This is a genomic window from Parabacteroides sp. FAFU027, assembly GCF_022808675.1.
In the GTDB taxonomy this organism is placed as follows: domain Bacteria; phylum Bacteroidota; class Bacteroidia; order Bacteroidales; family UBA7332; genus CAXXIC01.
In genome coordinates, this window is sequence record NZ_JAKZKV010000008.1 from 19,886 (window position 1) to 42,703 (window position 22,818).

The 22,818-nt window shown below is 42.6% G+C and carries 10 protein-coding genes and 1 pseudogene; 2 read left to right on the top strand and 9 right to left on the bottom strand.

Annotation, left to right across the window (positions count from 1 at the left end):
• Positions 1–208 precede the first annotated feature (208 nt).
• The 4 genes from MLE17_RS13070 to MLE17_RS13085 form a co-directional block, all read right to left on the bottom strand.
• Entirely contained in the window at positions 209–2,440 is a 2,232-nt protein-coding gene (locus MLE17_RS13070; protein WP_243349154.1) for a signal peptidase I, read from the bottom strand.
• Positions 2,430–3,281 (bottom strand): hypothetical protein, encoded by an 852-nt coding sequence (locus MLE17_RS13075; protein ID WP_243349155.1) that lies wholly within the window; start codon positions 3,279–3,281, stop codon positions 2,430–2,432. The genes MLE17_RS13070 and MLE17_RS13075 overlap by 11 nt, the downstream gene beginning before the upstream one ends.
• Positions 3,282–3,316: 35 nt before the next feature.
• A complete protein-coding gene (locus MLE17_RS13080; protein ID WP_243349156.1) occupies positions 3,317–3,589 on the bottom strand; it encodes a PqqD family protein in 273 nt (90 codons plus the stop codon).
• Positions 3,590–3,774: 185 nt separating this feature from the next.
• A complete protein-coding gene (locus MLE17_RS13085) occupies positions 3,775–6,090 on the bottom strand; it encodes a T9SS type A sorting domain-containing protein (protein ID WP_243349157.1) in 2,316 nt (771 codons plus the stop codon).
• A 282-nt stretch (positions 6,091–6,372) separates the two neighbouring features.
• Between MLE17_RS13085 and MLE17_RS18980 the strand changes: the two are divergent.
• Positions 6,373–7,446 (top strand): annotated as a pseudogene (locus tag MLE17_RS18980) (glycoside hydrolase family 88 protein); the annotation flags it as partial.
• Positions 7,447–7,653: 207 nt separating this feature from the next.
• Complete coding sequence (locus MLE17_RS18985; protein WP_410795629.1) at positions 7,654–8,418, top strand: discoidin domain-containing protein; 765 nt, start codon at positions 7,654–7,656, stop codon at positions 8,416–8,418.
• A gap of 865 nt (positions 8,419–9,283) precedes the next feature.
• On the opposite strand, the gene MLE17_RS13095 is transcribed toward MLE17_RS18985, so the two are convergent.
• From MLE17_RS13095 to MLE17_RS13115, 5 genes are all read right to left on the bottom strand, one after another.
• Positions 9,284–12,265, bottom strand: coding sequence for an immunoglobulin-like domain-containing protein (locus tag MLE17_RS13095; RefSeq protein ID WP_243349159.1), 2,982 nt, complete (start codon positions 12,263–12,265; stop codon positions 9,284–9,286).
• 306 nt (positions 12,266–12,571) lie between these two features.
• Positions 12,572–15,067 carry an immunoglobulin-like domain-containing protein gene (locus tag MLE17_RS13100; RefSeq protein ID WP_243349160.1) on the bottom strand — a complete coding sequence of 832 codons (2,496 nt, stop codon included), beginning with the start codon at positions 15,065–15,067 and terminating at the stop codon, positions 12,572–12,574.
• A 38-nt stretch (positions 15,068–15,105) separates the two neighbouring features.
• Positions 15,106–17,769: an alpha-L-arabinofuranosidase C-terminal domain-containing protein gene (locus MLE17_RS13105; RefSeq protein ID WP_243349161.1), complete on the bottom strand. Its 2,664-nt coding sequence runs from the start codon at positions 17,767–17,769 to the stop codon at positions 15,106–15,108.
• Between the two features lie 154 nt (positions 17,770–17,923).
• Positions 17,924–19,564: a RagB/SusD family nutrient uptake outer membrane protein gene (locus MLE17_RS13110; protein WP_243349162.1), complete on the bottom strand. Its 1,641-nt coding sequence runs from the start codon at positions 19,562–19,564 to the stop codon at positions 17,924–17,926.
• A 44-nt stretch (positions 19,565–19,608) separates the two neighbouring features.
• Positions 19,609–22,812 carry a SusC/RagA family TonB-linked outer membrane protein gene (locus MLE17_RS13115; RefSeq protein ID WP_243349163.1) on the bottom strand — a complete coding sequence of 1,068 codons (3,204 nt, stop codon included), beginning with the start codon at positions 22,810–22,812 and terminating at the stop codon, positions 19,609–19,611.
• Positions 22,813–22,818 lie beyond the last annotated feature (6 nt).

Below are 22,818 nucleotides of genomic sequence, written 5' to 3' on the forward strand. Positions count from 1 at the left end.
AATTTCGAAAAGATAAAGCGCTGACTTAGCGGTCAAGAGCGGCAAGTTAACGCTCCGGAGCGACAATCTGACGGTCGGGAGCGATAAATTGTCGGTCAAGAGCGACAATCTGACGGTCGCGACCGACAACTTAGCGGTCAAGAGCGGCAAGTTAACGCTCCGGAGTGGCAATCTGGCGGTCGAGAGCGACAAATTGCCGGAAACTATCTTATTCCGAAAACTCCTTGTTGACAAACTGCCAGTAACGTCCCTGCATAGCCATCAACTCAGCGTGCGAACCGGCCTCAACTATACGTCCTTCCTCAAAATGATAGATAATATCGGCCCATTGCACCGTCGAGAGGCGGTGGCTGACGATAACAACCGTTTTTTGGCGAGAGAGCTGTTTCAGTTTTTGGAGAATCAAAGCCTCCGATTCCACATCCAACGCACTCGAAGGCTCATCCATAAAGAGTACCGGAGAATCCCGGTAAAAGGCACGCGCGATGGCCATCTTCTGCCATTGGCCGATGCTCAGCTCCTCCCCTCCTTCGAAGAGATTACCGAGCATGGTATTATAACCTTTGGGCAAATGCTCTAACACATCCGAAACACCGGCCAGTTGAGCCGCTTCGGTGACTTTATCCGGATTAAAATCGAAAGCCAGACGGCCCAGACCGATATTTTCGGCAGCCGAAATATTATAAAGGGCAAAATCCTGAAACACCGCCGTCACCTGGTGGCATACGGACTCGGGACTTTGTCCGCTCAAATCGGTATCATCGTAAAGAATACGGCCGGATTGGGGTTGGTAAAAACCACACAGCAACTTAATCATGGTGGTTTTACCCGAGCCATTGCCCCCGACGAACGCGACCGTCTTACCCGCCGGAATGGTCAGGCTGACATTATCCAACGCTTCCCGATGGCTCGTTTCGTACCTGAAACTCACCTGTTCGACTGCGATTCCCCGCTCCAGGAGAGGGATTTGCCTGCGCTTTTTATCTTTACCCGAATCTTTCATTTCCACAAATGAGACAAAATCATCGAGGTAACTGTTGTCTTCGAGCATCAGTGTCAATGAACGGAACAGGTCATTTATCACTGTAAATCCGCGTTGGAACAAAAAGAAGAAAAGCACCACTATGCCCAGGCTAATCTCACCATGCAACTTGAGATAAGCCACAAAACCGAGCATCAGGAAAATCATCACAGCCGAAGAAATCTGAGCAATGAAATCCAGTTTCAGTTCCGAACGTAGCAGGGTCGCCTTCTGGTCAAACAGCTGCTCCTGCACCTTATTGAAACGACTCCGGAAGAAAGGCGCAAAGCCAAACAACCGCATCTCCTTGGCAAATGGGAATCCGGTCAGTACACGGTTGAAGTAATACATTTCGCGTTCGGGCGCACTCTGCTCCTGCTTGAGTTTGTAAAAACGGGCCGATGTCTTCAACCGCACCAATACGCCCGGAATAACAACCAAGACCAACGGCAGAATCAGGTACCAGCGAATCATCGAAAACATCCCCAGCATCACGAGCACAGCCACCAGTGATTTGGCCACCGAGATAGATTCGTTGATGAGCTTCACAGGACGAAATCCGGCTTGCTGAATGGCGCGGTGCATCTTATTTTGCTCCTCAGGATTTTCATAATGGGAAAGCTCCAGCGTCTCATGCTTCGAATGGAGTAATTCGTATATCCAGCGGGAGACCGAATGGTTTAGCTTTTCGGAGAAATAGCTTTTGATGCCGTTCAGCAGTGCATTTCCCATAAACAAAAATGCGGTCAGCGCCAGCAAAAGCAACAATTGGCGATTCACACCCTCTGATTGGGTCGTTTTTGACAAAAAGTCAATCAACAGCTTGATGCAATAAATCATACCGAGCGGTATAATCCCCTGCAACAGCGCCAATAGGGTATTGATGAAAATCATTTTGCGGGAATGGGTAGAAACCAGCCGCAAATTGTGCCTCAACGTATGAAATGAGGTAGAGTAATGGATAAACAACAGCCCCAGCCGGATTCGAAACCGGTTAACAGGCAACACCAGTCCGGGCAAATACCCCGAAAACAACCCCTGAAGAATCACCGTCAGGCTATCCAGCCGGCGTTTCTTCCCGTTTCGGGTAAAGGATTCCACTTTCCCAATCAACGCCTCCTCCCTGAAAGGAGTATCGGTGTGGCGGTTATTATCCCCTTTAGCTATATAAAAATGGGTATTCTTTTTCTCAACGATTTTGACTAAGCGATGGGCAACCAGCTTTTGTGCGGTACGAAAGACGATGATATCGCCCGTGTACAAATCTTCCGGGGCGCACTTTTTGACCAAACCAACATCACCCGGTTTCAGGGTCGGATACATGCTGTACCCTGCCATCGTAAACGAAACGGTACGCCCTTCCTGCAGCAGGGAATCAGCGATTCCAACCAGTTCCTCGTGTGCCAATTCAGTCTTCATGATCAAGAATATATTGAACGATACTACAATCCGGCACAAAACCGGTTTCATAAACCGATACCGATGAGCAAATCACACTCATCACCCGAAGATTATTTTGCACAAATCGTTTGTCGTAATTATTCTGAATGCAGAAAGCCAAAACTTTGGAAAGCGCTTTAGCTCCGGCCACCTTCTCCACAATGTTTTCCGGCGCATGCCGAATCAGGTGAATACTGTTTAAACGCTCTTTTTTCGGAATATCCCGGTAAAACATCGGCGTGTTATAGAAGTAGATTCCGTCAGCACATTTGCGGATAATCAGACGGTCGTCATTTACCACCCGGGAACCGTTTTCAGCCCATATCCGGGACATGGTACTCTTTCCCCGACCTGAAAAACCGGTAAATATCCGGCCTTTCGCTCCGTCAAAAATACCGGATGCGTGAATCATTACCGCATCAGAGTTCACCGTCAGATAGTACATCATAATCGGACCCATCGGATATTTCAATGGCATCAATTCGCTCTCTTCATTCGGCTCTGAGTAGATTTTCCAATGGGTAAACGACACATCAAGCAGGGCAATCTGCTGAATATCCTGTCCTTTTTGCGGTTCATAAATGGCAAATCCTAGTCCGGACTCCATCTTGTATATGGAATAAAAACGCTGCTGCTGATTTTTTGCCTCAAACAAAAGCTCTTTACCGTCAATCACTTCGTAGGGAATGCCCTTATAACAGGTAATTTCGACATCAGGCTGTACCTCTTTTTCATTCACAAAAAGGTCATAGCCCTCTTCGAGCATAACCGGGTATTCTGAAGTTATTCGAATGTGAAAATCAGCGATTGATAGAATCATTGTTTACTGAAAATCTGTGGTGCGGAATTGTAATATTAAAGCATTTGTTCTAAACGGGCAAGAAAAGCTTCGATATCTTTATGTGCCGTCTCACGGTCAATCTCAAACTCTTGCACGACGATATCCTCCAATTCATCAACAGTGATGCCTTCCGAAATATTTTCCCAGATGAAACGTCCCGTCTCATTCATGGTAAATAGTTTATTCATGTGAGCAACGCTTTCGGTCAGGGGAACCAAGACAAGCTCTTTATCAACTTCCCGGGCAACAAACTGTGATTTCGATTTATATATTCTCTCTATGTTCATATTCTATCAAATAAACAGAGCCCCTGAAAACTCAGAAGCTCTGCAAACTTAGTGATTATTTGTTTAATATTGGTGTTTCAGCGGTTTGGAAGTGAAAATAGAGAATAAGAAAATAGCCTATTAATGAAAACGAGGATGCCACATCTGACATCCTCGCTTTAGGTTATATTCTTAATGGTCAAATGTTATTTCACCACTTTCAGTACTTTGTCATTTACTTTGATTACATAAACGCCTGATTTCAGATTCAATGATGTTGCATCTGAAAGTGCTACCACGGTTTGAACCAATTGACCGTTTACGCTGTAAACTTTTACATCATCACCAACCTGGGTACCATTAAGAACTATTTGATCTCCAATTCTTGAAACAGTCAGACTTTTAGCAACGTCTGTTGAATTAACAGAAGTCGGAACGCCGGTAATATCATACAATTCCCAGTTATCAATTAATCCTAAAGTACCTGTTCTACTCCAGTTGTTGAAGTAAACAAATCCAGAAGTTGCATTAGTTCCTGCTGTAATAGTAAAATCTACAGGTTGCCAAACACCGTCTGTACTTGTAAGCTGCTGTTCGTAGGTTGCATTTGTACCATCTGCATAAGTATTTTGGAACCCAAACTGGAATACGCCTGTTGTATTGATCATGGCTTTCATGCGATATGTGTGTCCAGGTGTCCAGGTATAATTTGAAGTCGTAATTGATCCGCCATTAGCTCCGGTTACTTTACCAGCACCGTAACCACAATATGCATCTGAACCAGTCACTACAGATGTAGCTCCCCATGAATTTGTATAGACTGACAAATCATTCATATACGGATTTGCAATCATATTGGTCAAATTAGTATATAACGGAGTAAAACATCCTGCATCCGCTGAAGCATTTACAGTAATTGTGCGGGTTACTGATCCTGTTGTTGCTGAAATAGATCCGGCAGTAATAGAAGTTGTACCATCAAAAGTTGCTGTAACAGTTGAGCCAGCAGCCACTTCTGCGGGTGTCAATGAAGTTTTATTCAGTGTAATACCAGTCGGAGCACTTAGTGAAAGATTGCTGGTCAGGTTTCCACCACTAACATTGAATGTTTTTGACAGGTTTACGCCATCAAACAACAGCGCACCCGGAGTTAGTACAACATAAGGAGATCCATCACTGATATATGACAATCTGAAGTTATCAATTGCCACCCAGTTACCGGTAGAAACTACGTTATATCCAATCTCAAGTGTATTATTTGTAACTGTAGTTGTTACAGAATAATCATTTGTTGAGAACACCTCTGTTTGCTGGTTATTTGCATACAGAAACGCACCTCCCGGATAAGTTCCTCCAGTCTGTTGTGTTGCCATCGCAGAGGCTGTTACCAAATAAATACCATTCGGCAGATTCTTGATGACTTGCGAAAGCTTCAAACCCGACAAAGAACTACCTGAATTTATCCATTTTTCAACATAATTGGTTCCGTCTTTTTTAGTAAATGAAGTATTGGACTGTCTTACAAATGAACCGACATTAGTCCATCCGGTTGCCAAATCAGACTCAAAACTTGGATTTACAATAACTGAAGATGCATTATAAGGAAGAGAAGTCCAGGTAGAAATTCTTGATTGCAATAGAATTGCTCCATAAACATTTGTAATAGCGGTTTTCAGAGCCTCCTCCTGGCCTAATACCTGTTCAGACGTTGCACTTGAATTATCGTAAACCACTTGAGCAGCTGCGATTGTAGTATTCAAATCTGTATAAACGGTAGATGAAGCAGGCACTGGTTGAGGATTATTATACATCACTGTCGCTGAATCTTTCAACTGTTTAAGTGATGTTTTATCAACCGGCAAAAGAGTCAATTTGACATAATCAAAGAAAATTCGTCCAACAGTTCCTGAACCCGAATTTGGAGAGCCCACTCCGATCTGAATCTTACCAGAAGTCGAACTTGCTACAGTAAAGGTCAGGGTTTCAGTACTCCAGGCAGCCTGGGTAAAGGATGTCTTACTGGATATTACAGATGTACCGGAAGATGGAACCCAACCAACTTTACTGTAAGCTGCAGCAGCAGGGCCTGAATTATATGCTGCATATTCGAGAGTATATTTACCTGCTGGTAAAGTCACATTCTGATAATAAGTGATAGTTGAGGACCATGCAGCAGAAATACCCAATGCTCCATGACCACTACCGGTAGCACCATCATAACCTTGAGAAGGAATAAAGCCATAAGTAGTACCAGACAAATTTAATGTTCCGGCGTATCCATATTCAAAAGTTGAAGAGGCTGTGTTCGCTGCTGAAGCAGTTAATGTCCAGCCATTAATTGTCTGGTTGTTTGTGCTTCCGGATGCAAGGTTACTTGCCGTAGTTGTTGTGAGATAATTACAGCTATTATCAAACCCGGCATTGGTTAGGTACGTTGCTGTGACATCGGTTTGAGCCTGCAAACTGAATGCTCCGGCAAACAGGACAAAGGCTGATGCAATTAATGAAGTAATTTTCCTCATGATAAAAGAATTAAATAGTTTATAGATAGGTAATTGTTTTTTATATCGCAAATATATCTACATGGCTGTAGCACAAGGAGGAATATTCATTCAATTAGGAAGATGAAACACATGTCACTCCCTTTTGACAATAAATCAGACCTGTTTAAAATGTCTCAATATTATCTTCCGTGGTATTCTTATTTGAATATATCCTCTCCCCCATTCTTTCTCAATCAATCTATTTTTGCTTCTGAGAAATAAGAGCCAAACATTAACCCTCTAATCAAATAAAAAACACAGATGAATCGACGATGTACCTTTTTTGGAGCATTACTACTTTCAACCAGTCTGATGGCTCAGGTACTTCCTTCGAAACTGGAGATTATCTCATCCATGAAATCGGTCAACAATTACTGGATAGAGCAGAATACCGACCCGGGCAACAACCAATGGGCCAGAGCGGTCTATTTTACCGGGAATATGGATTTCAATAAAATCTATCCGAAAGATACTTACCTGAACTATTCAACCTTATGGGCAAACAATAATAGCTGGTCACTCAATGGGGGCACCTCTACCCGTAGCGCCGATAACCAGATATGCGGTCAAACCTACATCGATCTCTATAACCTGGATCCGTTAAAGCCGGCCTCGAAAATCAACGCCATCAAAACTTCGGTGGACAATATGGTCAACAGCTCCACAGTCAATGACTGGTGGTGGATCGATGCCCTGAATATGGCCATGCCGGTTTTCACCCGTCTTGGTGTGATGTACAACAATACCAGCTACTTCAATAAGATGTACGACCTCTATTCTTATGCCAAAGTCACGCTGGGATTGTACAACAGCGCAAAAGGCCTTTGGTACCGTGACGCATCATTCAAACCGCCTTACAAAACCATTAACGGCAATGAGTCTTACTGGTCACGTGGTAACGGATGGGTGCTTTCTGCTCATGCACGTGTATTGCAGATGCTTCCACTGACCGATCCTCACCGTACAGAATACATCGAAACTTTTCAAAACATGGCCGCAGCCCTAAAAGACCGCCAGCGTACAGACGGTTTCTGGAACGTCAGCCTCGATGATCCGAATGAATACGGAGGGCCGGAGACAAGTGGTACAGCCATGTTTGCCTATGACATGGCATGGGGGATCAACAACGGATTCCTCGACAGTACCACCTACTATCCTGTGGTGGTGAAAGCCTGGAATGCGTTAACCAGCGTAGCAGTCCAGTCCAATGGGTTCCTGGGTTATGTACAGGGCGTGGGTAGTAATCCGGCCTCTTCACAGCCGGTTACGGTCGCTTCCACGGCAGACTTCGGAGTAGGTGCATTTCTTTTGGCGGGTAGCGAGGTGGTCAAACTGGCTTCCGGAGAGATGCCTGTTCCCTCACCTTTCGTCCTGATTTCGGCAACAGCGACTGACCCGAATCATATCAAAGTAAAGTTCAATAATATGATTGACAGCAATACCTCATTGGTGGCTTCGAATTATACCGTGAGCAACGGAGTAACAGTCTCCACTATCGCTAAAACCGGCAATGATAGTTGCTGTGTGCTTACGGTCAGCGGAATGACTTTTGGATCTTATAAACTTACCGTTCAGAATATAACGAGTGCCACTGGTTATGTAGTCGAAAGCGGAGATTCAAAGACCTTCGCCTATTCGGGGATTACAGCAGTAACAGCCAGTGGATACCAAAGCGGAACCACCAATACTCCGGATAAAACAGTCGATTTTGACTTCAACACCCGTTGGTCGTGCGATGGTAAAGGTCAATGGATCATGTATGATCTTGGAGATACAAAGCTGGTAACCTCCGCCGATATTTCTTTTTATAGCGGGAATTCCCGTAAAAGTTATTTCAGTATCAACCTTTCAAGCAATGGTACTGACTTTACGGAGGTCTATAATGGACAATCGAGCGGAACAACGACCAGTCTGGAAAACTTTGACTTTACCGATCAGAATGCCCGCTACGTGAAAATCATAGGAGGCGGCAATAACCAGAGCACCTGGAACAGTTATACGGAAGTGCGAATCAACCATGGCACTGCAGCCGGAGTTAATGACCTCTTCAATGGTGGTAAGAATCGTTTGGTGATATATCCAAATCCGATGGTTGGGCATGAACTGACTCTTGTTCTTAAAGCAAATGAAACTGGAAGCGTGACCGTTCAGATTACTGATGTGGCCGGGAAAACTTTAATTTCCAAGACGCGTAACATCGAAGAAAACAGCATTCATCTTTCTGATCTAAATCTCCCATCCGGCCAATATTTAATCAAGGTAAAAGCAAATGATATCGTACAAAGTGGATTGCTTATCGTGAAATAGTTGAAAAACCCAAAGATAGGATGTCAGTACGGCATCCTATTTTTTTGTCTTTAATCCAACGCACCGGCGTTTTTCATTCCGGAGAAACTTATTGTCGCCACTTGCTTGTGATATTATTTCTACAAATATTATTATCCCTACAGCAATCTATCTCTATATGACACATTCTTAAGCATCCCCAAAATGCATAGCACCGTAATCTTGTTGAATAGTTTGCTCAGGTAAATATCCGCACTATCAAAATATGCAGAAAACACTCTTTTATTAGATACTTTCGAGAATTATATCTTAAATTCCTGCTTATCAATTCACGCAGGCACAACTTACAATCTATCACACAAATAGGCTATTTTATATCAATTCAACACTAACAAACCCCCTCAAAACACAAAACCAACACAAGCCTACAACCTCTCTTTACTAGAGTATCTCTGGAGCATCTGTAGAGGATCACTGGAGCTAGAGCGGAGGATGAGTGGAGTTAGAGTGTTTCTTGACCAATTTACACATATGAGATAAATACTTACAGGAATCAATTATTGTAAAGTAGCTACATATTGCGACAATATACTTTGAAAGTGCATATCAGGACCGAAATTCCACTCTTCAAAGTCCCCTTTAGATTTAGGGGAGATAAGAACAGACGAACTATCAATATGTGAGTTTAATGACTTTTGGGACACCCTCTTCCGAATATACACCCCAACAATCCATCTGACATCGTGCCGAACCATCAGGTATGTAGGTGTCCTGTTTTTCTGAATTAAACAGGTTGACTATAATTCTAAATTCTCTGCGGATTGACATTAAAAAAGGGAGAAGCCAGAATGACCTCTCCCCTTGGTGATAGTGTGTGTATTTGGGATTATTTTACTACTACCTTAGTAACAAATCCGTTTACTTTCACGATATACATGCCCGGAGTCAATGCAATCACAGATGGGTTAGTCACTTGGAACTGGCGACCGGTTACATCAAATACAGATACTTTCTCGCCACCTGCAAGGCCTGTGATTTTAATAGCACCTTCAGTTGCGATTACCTGATATTGTGAAGCTTTTACCTGTGATACACCAGCTGCTCCTGAATTTGCATTATATGCGGCATCCAGTAAAGAAATTGTGTTGCCTACATTCAGATCTGTTGTCATGATCTCTTCAGCACTCAAAGCTTTACGGTACAGACGGAAGTCATACACCATAGTCTTGCGAAGATAAACGTCACCGGTATAGCAAGAACGACCAATCCAGTTATACAAAGTACCAAGAACTCCATCTTTTGGAAGAGTTGTGCTTAGCAGATTAGTTACAGCAGCTGTAGCTACCGGCATTCCGTCAACATAAATAGTACCTGTAGTACCACTTTGAGTATAGGTAAAGTTGTGCCAGCTACCCATCAATGCAGCAGTAGCAAAGGTTACAGATTGTTCACTGTTCCAGTTGCTAGAAGAGAGCGTCTGAACTTGTGATCTCAAGCTAGCGATAAGATAACCAGTTGGGTTATTAATAATATCTTTTGAGTTGGAGAAATTCCAGATAAAGTTACCAGCTTTAGTCAGATTAGCATAAGTATTATCAATACGATAATAAGCAGTCATGGTGTAATCATTGAGATGATACATGAGTTTACCCACTTCAGCACCCATATCGAAATAACCGATACTATCACCCAATGCTAAGACTTTATAGGTTCCTGTTTCAGCAGTACCGATAGTACGGATACCTGCATAACTGGCATTTTTCACCACACCGGTAAAGTGTTTCTCTGCAGCATCTGTTACGATGGTATCGTTAGTTACGTTTGCAAAATCATATTTAACCAAAAGGTCATTAGCAAACTGTGTACCTGGTTTAACCAATACGGTTGGGTGGAAAACTTTACTTACTTTCTGACCATTCAATGATAAATTAGCAGTCAGAGTAACTGTGTAAGGATAGTAATCAGGACGTGTTACCTGACCAGCCGCTGTTATCACTTTGTCATTTGACGTGCTCCATGTTATGGTAACATTATTGTGCAACAATCCGGCAGTAGGTAAAGTCAGATTTGTGGTTACCTGAGCAGAGTCTTCAGAGGTCAATTTTGCAAATGTCAGGTTAGCAAGTTCATCATTGAGGTCTGTATTTACATAGTTCGGATTTTCAGCATAAGCCGCTTCCAGGTTACCCAGGGTTGAAATAACGCCTTCTTCACCTTCGTTCCATCCGGTCACTGCGATATCATCTGGTGTCAATGCTGTGCTCAACACCTGGAAATCGTAAAGCATAGTTTTACGCAAGTAAGAGTCAGCCACATAATTTGAACGGCCCAACCAGTTGTAAAGGGTTCCGGTCAATCCTGCTTTAGGCAAAGTTGTAGCAGGTAGGTTGGTCATAGTAGTGCTCTGAGCCACTTGTACTCCATCAATATATACCGTTCCGGTATTTCCACTCTGAGTATAGGCAAAATGGTGCCATTTACCCAATCCGGCATTTACATTGGCTCCGGTAGCCTGGTTTCCGTTATCGTAACGATTGGAAGATACACTCTGGCTTTCAGCCTTCAAGCTACCGATGATATAACCGGTTGGTTTGGTCATAGCCGAGTCAGTGTTAGAGAATGTCCAGTAGAAGTTACCGTTACTGTTAATGGCTGTATAATCATCATCAATACGGAAATATCCACACATTGTATAGTCAGTCAATGAATATATCGCTTTACCAATCTCAGTTCCCATATCCAGATAACCGGAACCATTACCTGTATATAAAACGTTATATTGCGCAGAACCCGGATTACCGATAGTTCGGATACTTGCCTCATTTTTCACTGTTCCGACAAAACCGCTGTACTGATCTTTAACCGTTACAACACCGTTTGCTGAAGTAATATCGCTGTTATCAAATTTCCAACGAGCCATGTAAGTGGGCATTTCAGTAACCGGAGCAACGATAACTCTAAAGCTTTTTGTCTGGTTGTAAGTCTTTCCATTTAAGACCATAGACAGCGTAGCAGTAAGAGTTGCCAGCGCATTGTAAGTCTGCGGACGGGTCACAACACCAAATGTATCCACAACGGCATTGTTTGACGAAGCCCATTTAATGGTCACACCCTGTGTTCCTGCTGTCGTCGGCAAAGTTAAATTAGAAGATATCGGTTTACTTAAATCACCTAAGGTCAATGCATCAGTTTGTTTCTGTAATTCTGCAAGCGCAGCATAGTCAGTTCCTTTATCTACAAGTGATAAATCCCGGATAGCACAAAGTGACGCGGTATTAGCACCGAATGAGATATAATAATCACCATCTTTAGACGCCAAAAATGTAAGGCTACCAGTCGTCATTGATTTTGCAGTAGTACTTAACGGGAAAGTGGCACTTGTACCAGAGATAGCTGCGTTTGTACCGGTTACCTCTAATGGAGCTATTGCACCTGAACCATCTCTTGCAGTACAAACGGTTGTAGTAATTGTAGGAGCTGATCCATTACTATTCCAGGCATAACTCCATGTAAAAGTGTAAGCATGTCCAGCGGTAAGTTTTGTTGTGTTTATTGTATCCAACTTCAGGTAATACTTTCCGGAAGTAGAAACAACGCCATCCCAACGGATGTACATAAGACGACCTGCATCATACCCCGATACATTATCCATATAACGAATATTCCCTGAACCATTCGCTGTGTTCCAGTTTGTAACTGCAGTAGCCGGGTTAGTTGACCAGCCCCATTTATTTGCCTGAGACCCCTCGCCTGTTGCATAAGTGGCCGTAGAGGCGGTATAACCATTCCAGAAATCTATAAGATTCTGGGCATTCGAAGTGAGTATCATGCAAAATGACACCACAATAAAAGTCAAGATTTTCTTCATGATAAATTGATTAAAATGTTCATTACCTAATTACATTTGATTTGTGAGTAAATTCAAGTAAGCATAAGGCTCTAAAAGGGTTTACCCTTTTTACCCGTTACAAAACTAATAGGAGACTCACTCAACCATGAGGAAAATTAATTCAAAAAGGAGGAGACAATCTGAGCGGCTTGTAAAAAACGATTCTTTGAAAATATAATGGCCCCGACTGACCTAAAATGAGAACGGTAAACACAGATGCACTGTATTTACCGTTCTTTGCTACTATCACTTAACCTGAGAAGGAATGAAAAAAAGCAGATTTTTTTACTTTACGATGAAGCGGGTTAGGCCTGTGACTTTTTCGTCCGCCACTGATTGAATCAGATAGACACCGGGAGTCAGGGTTGAAATATCCAGGGTTGAATTTGGAGAGGTTACTTCCTGACGTTTTACCTGTTTTCCCAGCATATCATAAATAGCCACATATGATTTTACCGCATCTGATTTCGGTAGATTTAGATTCAAAACATCTTTCGCCGGAACCGGATAAACCGAAAATCCATTATCGTTTTTTTCTGAAGTTACTGCTGATGGATTCCATTTCGCATTCAAAGCATTCAACTCTGCCGCTGTAATCGGGATAATCGTTCCGTGACGCGGAGTGAAATCAAATGATACGGGATTAGGTACTACTGAGAAGTTGATCAGATCTCTACTTACCGTAAACTGATATGCCCCGCTGGTGTACATGTCGTAAATCAGAATCCAGTCATCGGTGTTGTACATTCTGTAAACGCAGCCGCCTTCTACCGCATTGGTGGTTGACTGAAGGTATTTATCGTACAATACATATCCTCCGGTGAGTGTATTGGAAACCGCTCTTTTTATCCCATTGCCATTGCCTTCGGTTTTAAAGAACATATGGTACTGTCCATCTTTATAAACTATATCAGCATCAATTGTTGACAACCCGTTATTATTAAACAATAACTGAGGAGCCGATTCCAAAGCGGTGAAAGTACTGTTTGCATAAGCGTAATAGATTTTGTCAAAATCAGAAGATCCCAAACGCATGGCGAAATAGACCATGTATTTACCAACCTTCGGATCAAAAATGGTCTGTGGTGCCCATACACGGTCAGCAGCAGCATACTGCGAATACAACTGTGGAATATTCAGATCGACATGAGTCCAGTTGATCAGGTCTTTGGACTTCATGAGAACCATTGCCCGGTTTGAACTCCAGCCTAATGAGGATCTCATATCCGTTGCCACCATGTAATAATCGTTATTCTCTCCTCGAAGGATATGCGGGTCACGCAGGCCGTAACTCGTAGTAGCGACAGTATCGGCACTCACTACTGGGTTATTATTGTTCAAAGCTTTATAGATGAATCCGTCGTTGCTGGTAGCAAATCGGATCTGCTCTTGCGAGCTACTATTCCCTGTAAAGAAAGCAAACAAATAAGCAGCAAACCCCTCATCCTCAGCCACTGAAATGGAAAATTGTTTTTGGACCGAAACACCACCTTTGGTAAGGGTAGCCGTTAGAATTACAAGTGAATTTCCACTCCCGTGTGCCGGACGATTTACAATCGCACCTGCATTCGACAGAACTGTTGGTTTATCCGAAGTCCAGGTGATGGTCGACCCCTGAGCACCTGATGCCGGAAGAGTGAGACTAGAATGAAGATTGGTCAGATTTCCGTTCAGGTGAAGGCTGTCTGCATCCATTTGCACACTCACCTGATTACTGTAGGAAGGAACAACCTTAACAGTGATCACACGGACAACTTTGATAAAGCCGCGTGTCACTGTAGCCGTCATTTGAACTATAGCGGTATCCGAGCCACTGGCAGGACGGGTTACCACTCCACTGTTTGAGACGACTGCGGTATTAGACGAACTCCATTGAATCGTAGAACCATTGTTGTCGGAAAGTGGCAATGTCAGGTCTGTTGTAACGGCATTCACATCGCCCAATGAAATAGCGGCAGCCGCCTCTTGTGCCTGTTGGGTAAAAGTAAGCGTGTCGAGCGACGCGATATTCGAGGCCAGACCTGCAACTTCTGTTGCCGAAAGCGCCCGGTTGTAGATGCGGAAATCGTTGTACATCGAATTGAGCAGATACTGATCAGAGGCATAGGCTGATTTACCTAAGTAATTAAATGGAGTCGCGCCCAAAGCAGAAGGTAACATTGTCACGGTGCCGGTCTTTTGGGGTACACCATCAATATAGACCGTTCCTGTTGAACCCGACTGAGTATAGGTGATGTGCGTCCACTCCCCCTTAGTTGCAGCCGTACCGTAACTCACCGATTTCTCTGTACTCCAGTTAGTAGGGCAAATAGCATACCGTGATTGTTTGGCAGAATAGAACATACACCCTGTAGCAGTCGTGTTGATGTCTGCTGAATTGGAGAATGACCACACAAAATTCCCGTTATTGGTCAAGACCAATGAAGGGTCAATGTATAAATAGGTCGATATTGTAAAATTTGACAACGAACTGATAACCTCCCCAAGCTTTGCCCCCATATCAGCATACCCGGTTGTAGAGCCAATTTGCATCAGGCTGAATTTCCCCAGCTTTTTGAGTTGTGCACTACCCATCAGACGGGCATTATAGCCGTGACCTGTTTCATCTATAATTGAGTCCGTATTGGTTTTACCATTAAATCCATACTGCACTCTCAACGAAGTATCCTGCGCATGTATGACATTTGCAAATAAAAGACTCCCCATCACAATTATGCCTTTAAAGCCGGCTTTCAGACTCCGGCTCCTGAGCATAAATTCTTTTCCTAATCGTTTTTTCACGTTCTAAATGTATTATGAGCTGTATTAATGTTTGAATCTTATTCTTTGATGACTTTAGTTGAATAGCATTGACCGCCTTTTATCGCTTTGACAATGTACATAGCCGACGAAAGTGATGACAAATCCAGTCGGCCCTTCTCTCCTATCTGTTTCTGCAACACGGTTTTTCCGTTCAAATCAAAAACGGAAACCTGTACCGTTTCATTTCCGGCTCCTTTAAGGTAAATGAAATCCCTGGTCATCTGTGGGTAAAAGGTTATTCCATGTGCAGTCTGCTTTACTTCTGAAATTGCACTGGAATTGGAGGTATTCAATTGCATTACAGTTACGGAATTGGCTTTAAATGTTTGGCTGAACGATTTGTTCAGAACTCCAAGAGTAGATGCCACCGGAGCTACTTTCAACGGTTCGGTGAGTGAGTTTTCGTCAGTCTGACTTGATGATGTCAACACAGTGGACATGCCACCTGTGAAACCGGTCAGGCTCTTGAAATCTAATGCAGTCGTAACATCTGATGTTGTCGGGTTAATAACCTTCAGATAGAGCTGCTTGCTGTTTTCATCCAATGTTGCAGAGGTATAAAGTAACGGAGTTACCGTTTTGAGCGTATGAATCAGCACATTATCGAGATAACATTTCACCTGGGTTTTACCCACTTCGATGCGAATATCATACCATTTCCCGGTAGTTACACTCCCGGCTGCCGAGGCTACTACCGATTTGGTCCCGCTTACACACTGCTCGATGGCATGTTGCGTATTGCCCCATCCACCGATATTCCACCAGTAGAAGTTACTAGCATCTTTGTAACCGAAAATAATGAGGAACCCTTCGTTGCCACTATTCTTACGAGCTTTAAGGGAATAGGTATAAACCGAATCGGAAATATTCGCTGCTACCGAGCGACAATCAGTTGAAGTCGCCGTTTGCGAATAGACACCGTTCGATACGCTCCAGGTTCCGGAAGTTGGTGTCCAGTTGGCGCTATTGGCAAACTGGTCGGAGAATAGCGTAGTTCCTGCTCCGTTTTGCACCGTCACATTACTATAATCAGAAACGGTTGACCAGGTTCCCAGTCCGACTTTTCCTGTTATGATATTGTAATTCTGGCATAATGAATCGTTTACGGCTACATTGACAGTTCCGACATTATTGGAAAACATCTTCTGCACATAATAGGATGGCGTGCAATAGACATTCGAAGCGTTATAATCAATCATATCCGGCGACCACTTCCGGTCATTTACATTGACAAAAATAGGAGCGTAAGAGTTCATGGGAACAATGTCCGAGTTACGTTCCATCCCAGCCATATAGACTGCCTCCCCAATTGCTGCGCTAAGATTACCCAAACCACAATCGGAAGTTACGGCATATTCACCCGCATAAACCTTGGGACCTGTACGGCTGTAGGTATCGTATTTATTATACTGATTAATAAACCATTTAGGATTCCGGTAATAGTGCTCATCTACGAGGTCAACCGGATAAGTGAATGTCCAGCTTGGATTATCTGTTCCCCATGCAGCAACATTTCCGATACACTGGATATCAGGATACTTCGCCTTAATTGCGTTGTAGAACAAGATATAACGATTGCCATAATTATTTCCGAAATAGTTTTCATTTCCAATCTCGATGTACTTGATATTGAAAGGTTCCGGATGGCCGTTAGCAGCGCGGATAGCGCCGTATGTGGAAGTTACCGGCCCGTTGGCATAATCTATCGCGTCGAGTGCATCCTGAATGTAACCGTTCAGGGATGTATAAGCCTGGTAATCATTGTGAGCCAAACCAACATTGACTACATATAAAGGCGCTGCACCCAAATCTTCGCAAAGTTGCAGGAACTCGTGATAACCCATTCCGTCAGAAGTATGATAGCCCCAAAGGTTGGAATGTCTGGGACGCTCTTCTATTTTACCAATCGTATTTTTCCATTGGAAACGATTCGCCAGATAATCGCCTTCGATAAAGCAACCACCGGGGAAACGCATGAATTTAGGCTTCAAATCCACCAGTAGTTGAGCCAAATCAGGTCTCAATCCATTTTCCCGGTTATTGAATGTAGGTGGAAAGAGAGAGACAACATCCAGCCACAATGTACCGGCCGATTTCATGATGAGTGAAAAACGGGCAGCCGGGTCACTGCCGGTTGCAGTCAGTGTACAGGTATATTTTTGCCAGTCTGTGCCGGTCACGTTGATTTCGGTCTGTGCATACTGCACACCGGTTGCACTTTCAAGTGTTGCATTGATTAATCCGCTGAACGCTGCATCGCGTTTAGCATAAAATGACAAGGTGTATTGGGTACCTTTCACTACATTGATGCCCCAGAAGCCGGTATTCGCCAGCTGTGCTTTTGTGGAAGAAGTTGCGCTGCTAACATTTAGCTTTAAGGCTTTTGTCTGAGCTGAATTCAACAGGTTAGCAGTTTCAATCGTTGCAGTAGCGGTTCCATTGGTTGTGGTAAATGTCCAATAGTCTGGTGTTGTGGCATCTTCAAATGAACGGTTACGAATCAATTCAGCATACAATCCGCCATCAGCCGCGTGGTTGATATCTTCGAAAAATACCCCATAGTGCATCGGGCTGATCTTTGCCCCTTGTTTGCTCAGATCAATAGTAAGTTTAGGTTGGGCAAAGAGAGAACTTAATATCGCCAAGAAAAATGCAATAAATAAAGTTAGCTGTGTTTTCATTTGTAGAGTATTTCAAAGTGAGTTTAAGGGAAATTTGCCTGGTATATAATTAGCACAGGAGAGACTGCTCTCACGAACAATCTCTCCTTCAAACTAATTTCAAAACCATTTATATAAGAACTTATCTTTCAAGAACAAAGTTCAGAGTATGATCTTATTTTCTAAGATACCAATTGCTGCGATCCATCAACTTGGTTTTGATCGCGTCGCTATTGGATTTATATTTTGCCGATATTTTATTTGCCAGATAAGCATTATCATTCCGACGAATAGCTACACGCATCAGGTCATGGAAACGGTTACCTTCGAATGCGGTTTCAAGAGCTAGCTCATTTACTATAAGGTCTTCAACATATTTCACTGAATCTGTTCCCAGTTTTGACAAAACTGCCCCCTTGGGTATAATGTAGTATAAAGTATCATTTTGCAGATTGCCTAACACCCGTGCTCTAAGCCCAAAATTATTGGTAAAACGGGTATCGTTGAAATTCATATAGTTGGGCAAAGAAGTTCCAATTTCTTTTGCCGGTATAATTTTACGGTTATCCAGAGTTGCCTTTTTCAATCCATTTTTAAGTACAGCCATCGCCAGATTTGGTTTACCTAAACGGTTTACGGCTTCTGCATAACGTAAATAAAGCAATGAGTTCCGATAAATCCTAACCTGACGACTGGTCTTAATATTAGTAGTCTTAGGATTCATGTTTATATACTTCAGAATTGCACTATCTTTAAAGGATTCCGATACAGATGCATAAAGGCTACTGCCATAAGAAAGTTGTCTCCGGAAATCGCCCATTTTATACACGGTATCATTATAAAAATACATCTGGCTGTCCCAGTTCTTTCTGGCAACATCAGATGCAGCCAACATATTATTACGATTCAGGCTATCGAGGTGGAATATCTGTCCATACTCATTAGAAGCGACAATATTGGTAAGCGCCTCTGATGAATATGCTGTAAACATATAATTCCAACTGTAATCTATACTCCCTGTAAAAGCATAATTGGTTACCTTGCGATCAACGTCATAACCCAATAATAAGTTTGAACCCTTGTACATCAAATCATGATACTCATTGGCAGCGTTTTCATACTGACCAGACCATAAGTACAGATCACCCAATACAAACCGGATCGGGAAGAATGAAGTGGAAGTATCATAAGAATACAATGATCCCAGATTCGGATTTTCAACATCTTTGTAAGGTTTAATGTCATTGATCAATATGGGTGCCAGCTCTTCAATAGTCAACTTAGGGGCATTCTTCTCGATATTTTCTGCGTCTGTCAGGTTGAGAATAGGTTGCTCATAATAAGTTGCAGTCTTGAAGTTAAGAGCAACCTGCATGTAAGTCCATGCACGGATCGCTTTGGCTGCAGCATAAACCCTCTTCATCACCAGCTTACCACCTTTTACTTTAGTGGTATCAACGGTTTTGATTACGTAGTTACAGTTGTTGATTACAGCATAGTAATCCTTGATGTTGTTAGTGTATGGATTTTCTGATGAGAAATTAAAATTATTGATCTCATTCAGATATACATCGGATTTATCAGTTACATCCATCAAATCTCCACGAAGCTCACCCAACAGGACATAACTGTCTGCCAGTTTTTCCAGCTTGTTAAAGATGCCAAACATCGCATAAAGGCTATCGTTGGCTGCATTCATCTGATATTCGTCTTCGGTTACGATTCTATCAGAATTCACATCCAGCAAGTCATTACAACTCACTAGTGCAAACGATGATAAAAGGAGGAATATCAATATTTTACTGAATTGTTTCATATCTCGTTATTTTAATATTAAATGCTGATTTCGTTGAGTCTGGATTATAGATTCAACTTAATTCCAAAATAATAGCTTCTGGTAGCAGGTAGCAATCCGGCATCAACTCCCTGGTAATAAACAGAGTTCTTAGCTGATACTTCCGGATCTACACCAAGGTATTTGGTTAAGGTAACCAGATTGTTAGCTGACACCCAAAGGGTCACACCCTGGATAAAGTTATTTTTCAGAGCCAAATCGTAAGAGAGGGAGACTGTTTTAAGTTTCAGATATGATCCGTCTTCAATCCAACGGTCTGAGAAACGGGCATTTCCCATCGGGTCACCATATACGGCTTTAGGCTGAGAGGTTATCTGGCCATCAGCTGTCCAGCGGGCATTCATTGCGGTTGACTGGTTGCTCAGGTCCTTTCCTGATTCGAGCTGACTGCGATAGTAGTTATAGATATCATTACCCAACGAATAGGTGAAGATCGTATTCAGTGTCAGTTTTTTCACAGCAATCTTACTTGTAATCGTTCCGTAAACATCCGGGTTAGGATTACCGATCACCTGCTTATCTTTAGCATCAATGATACCATCCTTGTTTACATCTACAAAATGAATGTCTCCGGCGCCAAATGTTGCATAAGTACCATCGCTTATTTTTGTTTTTAGATTAGCGACAGCAGCTTCTGGTGACGTTGAGAATACACCCAAAGTTTTGTATCCATAAAAAGTACCTGCTGCTTGTCCTACTGCTGTAAGCACTTCACCTTCATATACCGATGTGGTGTAATCGCCATTAGGTAAAGTGGTGATTTGGTTTTTGTAATGACCAACGCTTAGGCCCAGTTCCCATTTGAGAAGCTTCGAGTTCAATGCTTTTACATTTGCCGAAAATTCAAAACCTTTATTGGTCATGGTACCGCCGTTGCTCCAGTATTTACCCAAACCGGTTACTTCCGGAAGATCTTTGAGCGTCAGCAGATCAGAGGTTTTGTTTGAGAAATAATCAAAGTTAAATGAGGCTCTATCATTCAAAATGGACAAATCCAGACCAACGTTTGCTTTTGCGGTGGTTTCCCATTGCAATTTATTATTAGCAACGTTGTCAATAGCAAGACCGTTAGCCACATTCATCAGACGTACTGATGAAAAATAGGCCATTGACTGATAATCCTGAAGACCGTCATTTCCGGTCAGACCATATCCGGCACGCAACTTACAATAATTTATCACATCCACATTTTTCATAAACCGCTCAGAAGAGAGTAACCAGCCTGCATTTACAGAAGGAAAAACACCCCATGAATGTCCGAAAAGTTGAAATCCGCCTCTGGTCTCATTACCAAAACGAGAAGATCCGTCAACAGCTGCCATTGCATTTACAAAAATGCGGTTATCGTAGTTATATTCTGCATTCAGATAGTTTGACAGCGAATTGGTCAGATTGTTGATACCTGTTGTGGTCAGGAATTCATAATCTCCGGTAATCGTTGTCTTGTTATTTGACTTCGAGTTATACTCAGCCAAATAGTCTGATTCGTAGTAATTTGACATATATCGCCATCCCAATATAGCCTTCAAATGATTCGATTTATTGAAGGTTTTCTCATAGGTCAGGCGGGTATCATCATAAATAGCAGTATTGCGCATCACCTGACTGCTGGTCTTATTGTAGAATGCGCCAAAATCCTTCAGTTCTCTTGTAGGAACATATTGATAAGGATCGAAATGGCCTTCTACTGATTTGTCTAGATTGTAATCAAACTGAGAACTCAATGACAATTCAGGTGTAATCTTATAAGTTGGCAATAATCCGATGTTGAAACGATATTGTTTCAGGTTATTCACTGCATTATAGATCACCCCCATTGGATTACTAATACCGAATTCATCAGCAAAAGCATAGTTATGGGTGATTTGTCCGCTATTCGTAAACTTATACATGCTCAGGAATGGTGACTTCAGCATACTTACCCAGGTTGGTGAAGTATAGTTGTTTACACCGTCATCCTGCAAAATCCGTTCATTACGGGTAAAACCGATATTCATTCCCAGGCTCAGGTCTTTCATCATTTTGAAATCGGCATTGAAACGGGCATTGTAACGCTGAAGGTCTGTTGTTTTTACAATACCGGTATTTCCTGTATAACCTAATGACAGATAATACATGGCCTTTTCATCACCTCCGGTTACATTGATCGAATAGCTTTTATTCACTCCTCTTTGGTATACGACATCCGACCAGTCTGTATTGTTGTGATAGGTATTGTAAACGGGATTGCTTTTGTTGGTTTGCAGGAAGCCCATCGAAGAAACCTCACTTCCCGAAAGACCTTTTGAACCAAACATATCACTGGCATAGCTTCTGAACTCTTCACCGTTCATCAGCGGCAGAGTTTTAGGCTGCCCCACAATACCGTGCAGGATACTTACATTGATTTTGGTAACCATTGATTTCGCACGTTTGGTCTTGATCAGAATCACGCCATTACCACCTTTACTGCCATAGAGCGATGTTCCGTCTTTAAGTAAGGAAATGCTTTCAATATCATTTACATCAATACTATTCAGGGTATTTGCGAAGTATCCGTCATGAAGGGAAACTGCATCGTACTGATTATTCCAGATTACACCATCCACTACGAAAAGCGGCTGGGCATTTGCATTCAAAGAGTTGAGACCACGAACGAACAACGAAGCTCCTTCTCCCGACAAACCGGAACGAGTGATCGCACGCACATTACCTCCAAGTGCTGTTTGTAAAGCGTCATCGGCGGCGACTGCTTCTGACAGGCTTAGATCATCAATACTGTTAGCTGATGCTCCTATCGAGGAATTATCAGTAGTACCGGTCAATCCTTCAATTTTCTTGTACTTATTGGTAAATACATCGGAATAGAGATCGACAATGATCGAATCTTTACCTCTCAATGTAATCTCCTGTGGATTATAATCGTAAGCGCTTACCCGCAAGATGGATCGTATGGAAGATACTTTGATGCTGAATTTTCCCTTATCGTCAGTCACCGCTGATATCATAAAATTTGGAACTGAAATTTCAGCGGCGCTGATAGGTTGTTTAGTATGAGCATCACGCACCAGACCAACAATCGTCTTGCCTGTGTTGGACTGCTTACTTTTGTTCTGTGCACAGATTACCGATAAAGGTAGAATGAATGCCACCAAAGCTATTGCTCCGATGCGTTTTACCCGATCAGATTCCCGGCCCATTCCTATTATATTTATATATTTTTTCATCATATGCCA

Bases quoted from the DNA above. Each gene is read 5' to 3' on its own strand.
- MLE17_RS13070 (WP_243349154.1), bottom strand. From the start codon at position 2,440: ATGAAGACTGAATTGGCACACGAGGAACTGGTTGGAATCGCTGATTCC.
- MLE17_RS13075 (WP_243349155.1), bottom strand. From the start codon at position 3,281: ATGATTCTATCAATCGCTGATTTTCACATTCGAATAACTTCAGAATAC.
- MLE17_RS13080 (WP_243349156.1), bottom strand. From the start codon at position 3,589: ATGAACATAGAGAGAATATATAAATCGAAATCACAGTTTGTTGCCCGG.
- MLE17_RS13085 (WP_243349157.1), bottom strand. From the start codon at position 6,090: ATGAGGAAAATTACTTCATTAATTGCATCAGCCTTTGTCCTGTTTGCC.
- MLE17_RS18985 (WP_410795629.1), top strand. From the start codon at position 7,654: ATGACTTTTGGATCTTATAAACTTACCGTTCAGAATATAACGAGTGCC.
- MLE17_RS13095 (WP_243349159.1), bottom strand. From the start codon at position 12,265: ATGAAGAAAATCTTGACTTTTATTGTGGTGTCATTTTGCATGATACTC.
- MLE17_RS13105 (WP_243349161.1), bottom strand. From the start codon at position 17,769: ATGAAAACACAGCTAACTTTATTTATTGCATTTTTCTTGGCGATATTA.
- MLE17_RS13110 (WP_243349162.1), bottom strand. From the start codon at position 19,564: ATGAAACAATTCAGTAAAATATTGATATTCCTCCTTTTATCATCGTTT.
- MLE17_RS13115 (WP_243349163.1), bottom strand. From the start codon at position 22,812: ATGATGAAAAAATATATAAATATAATAGGAATGGGCCGGGAATCTGAT.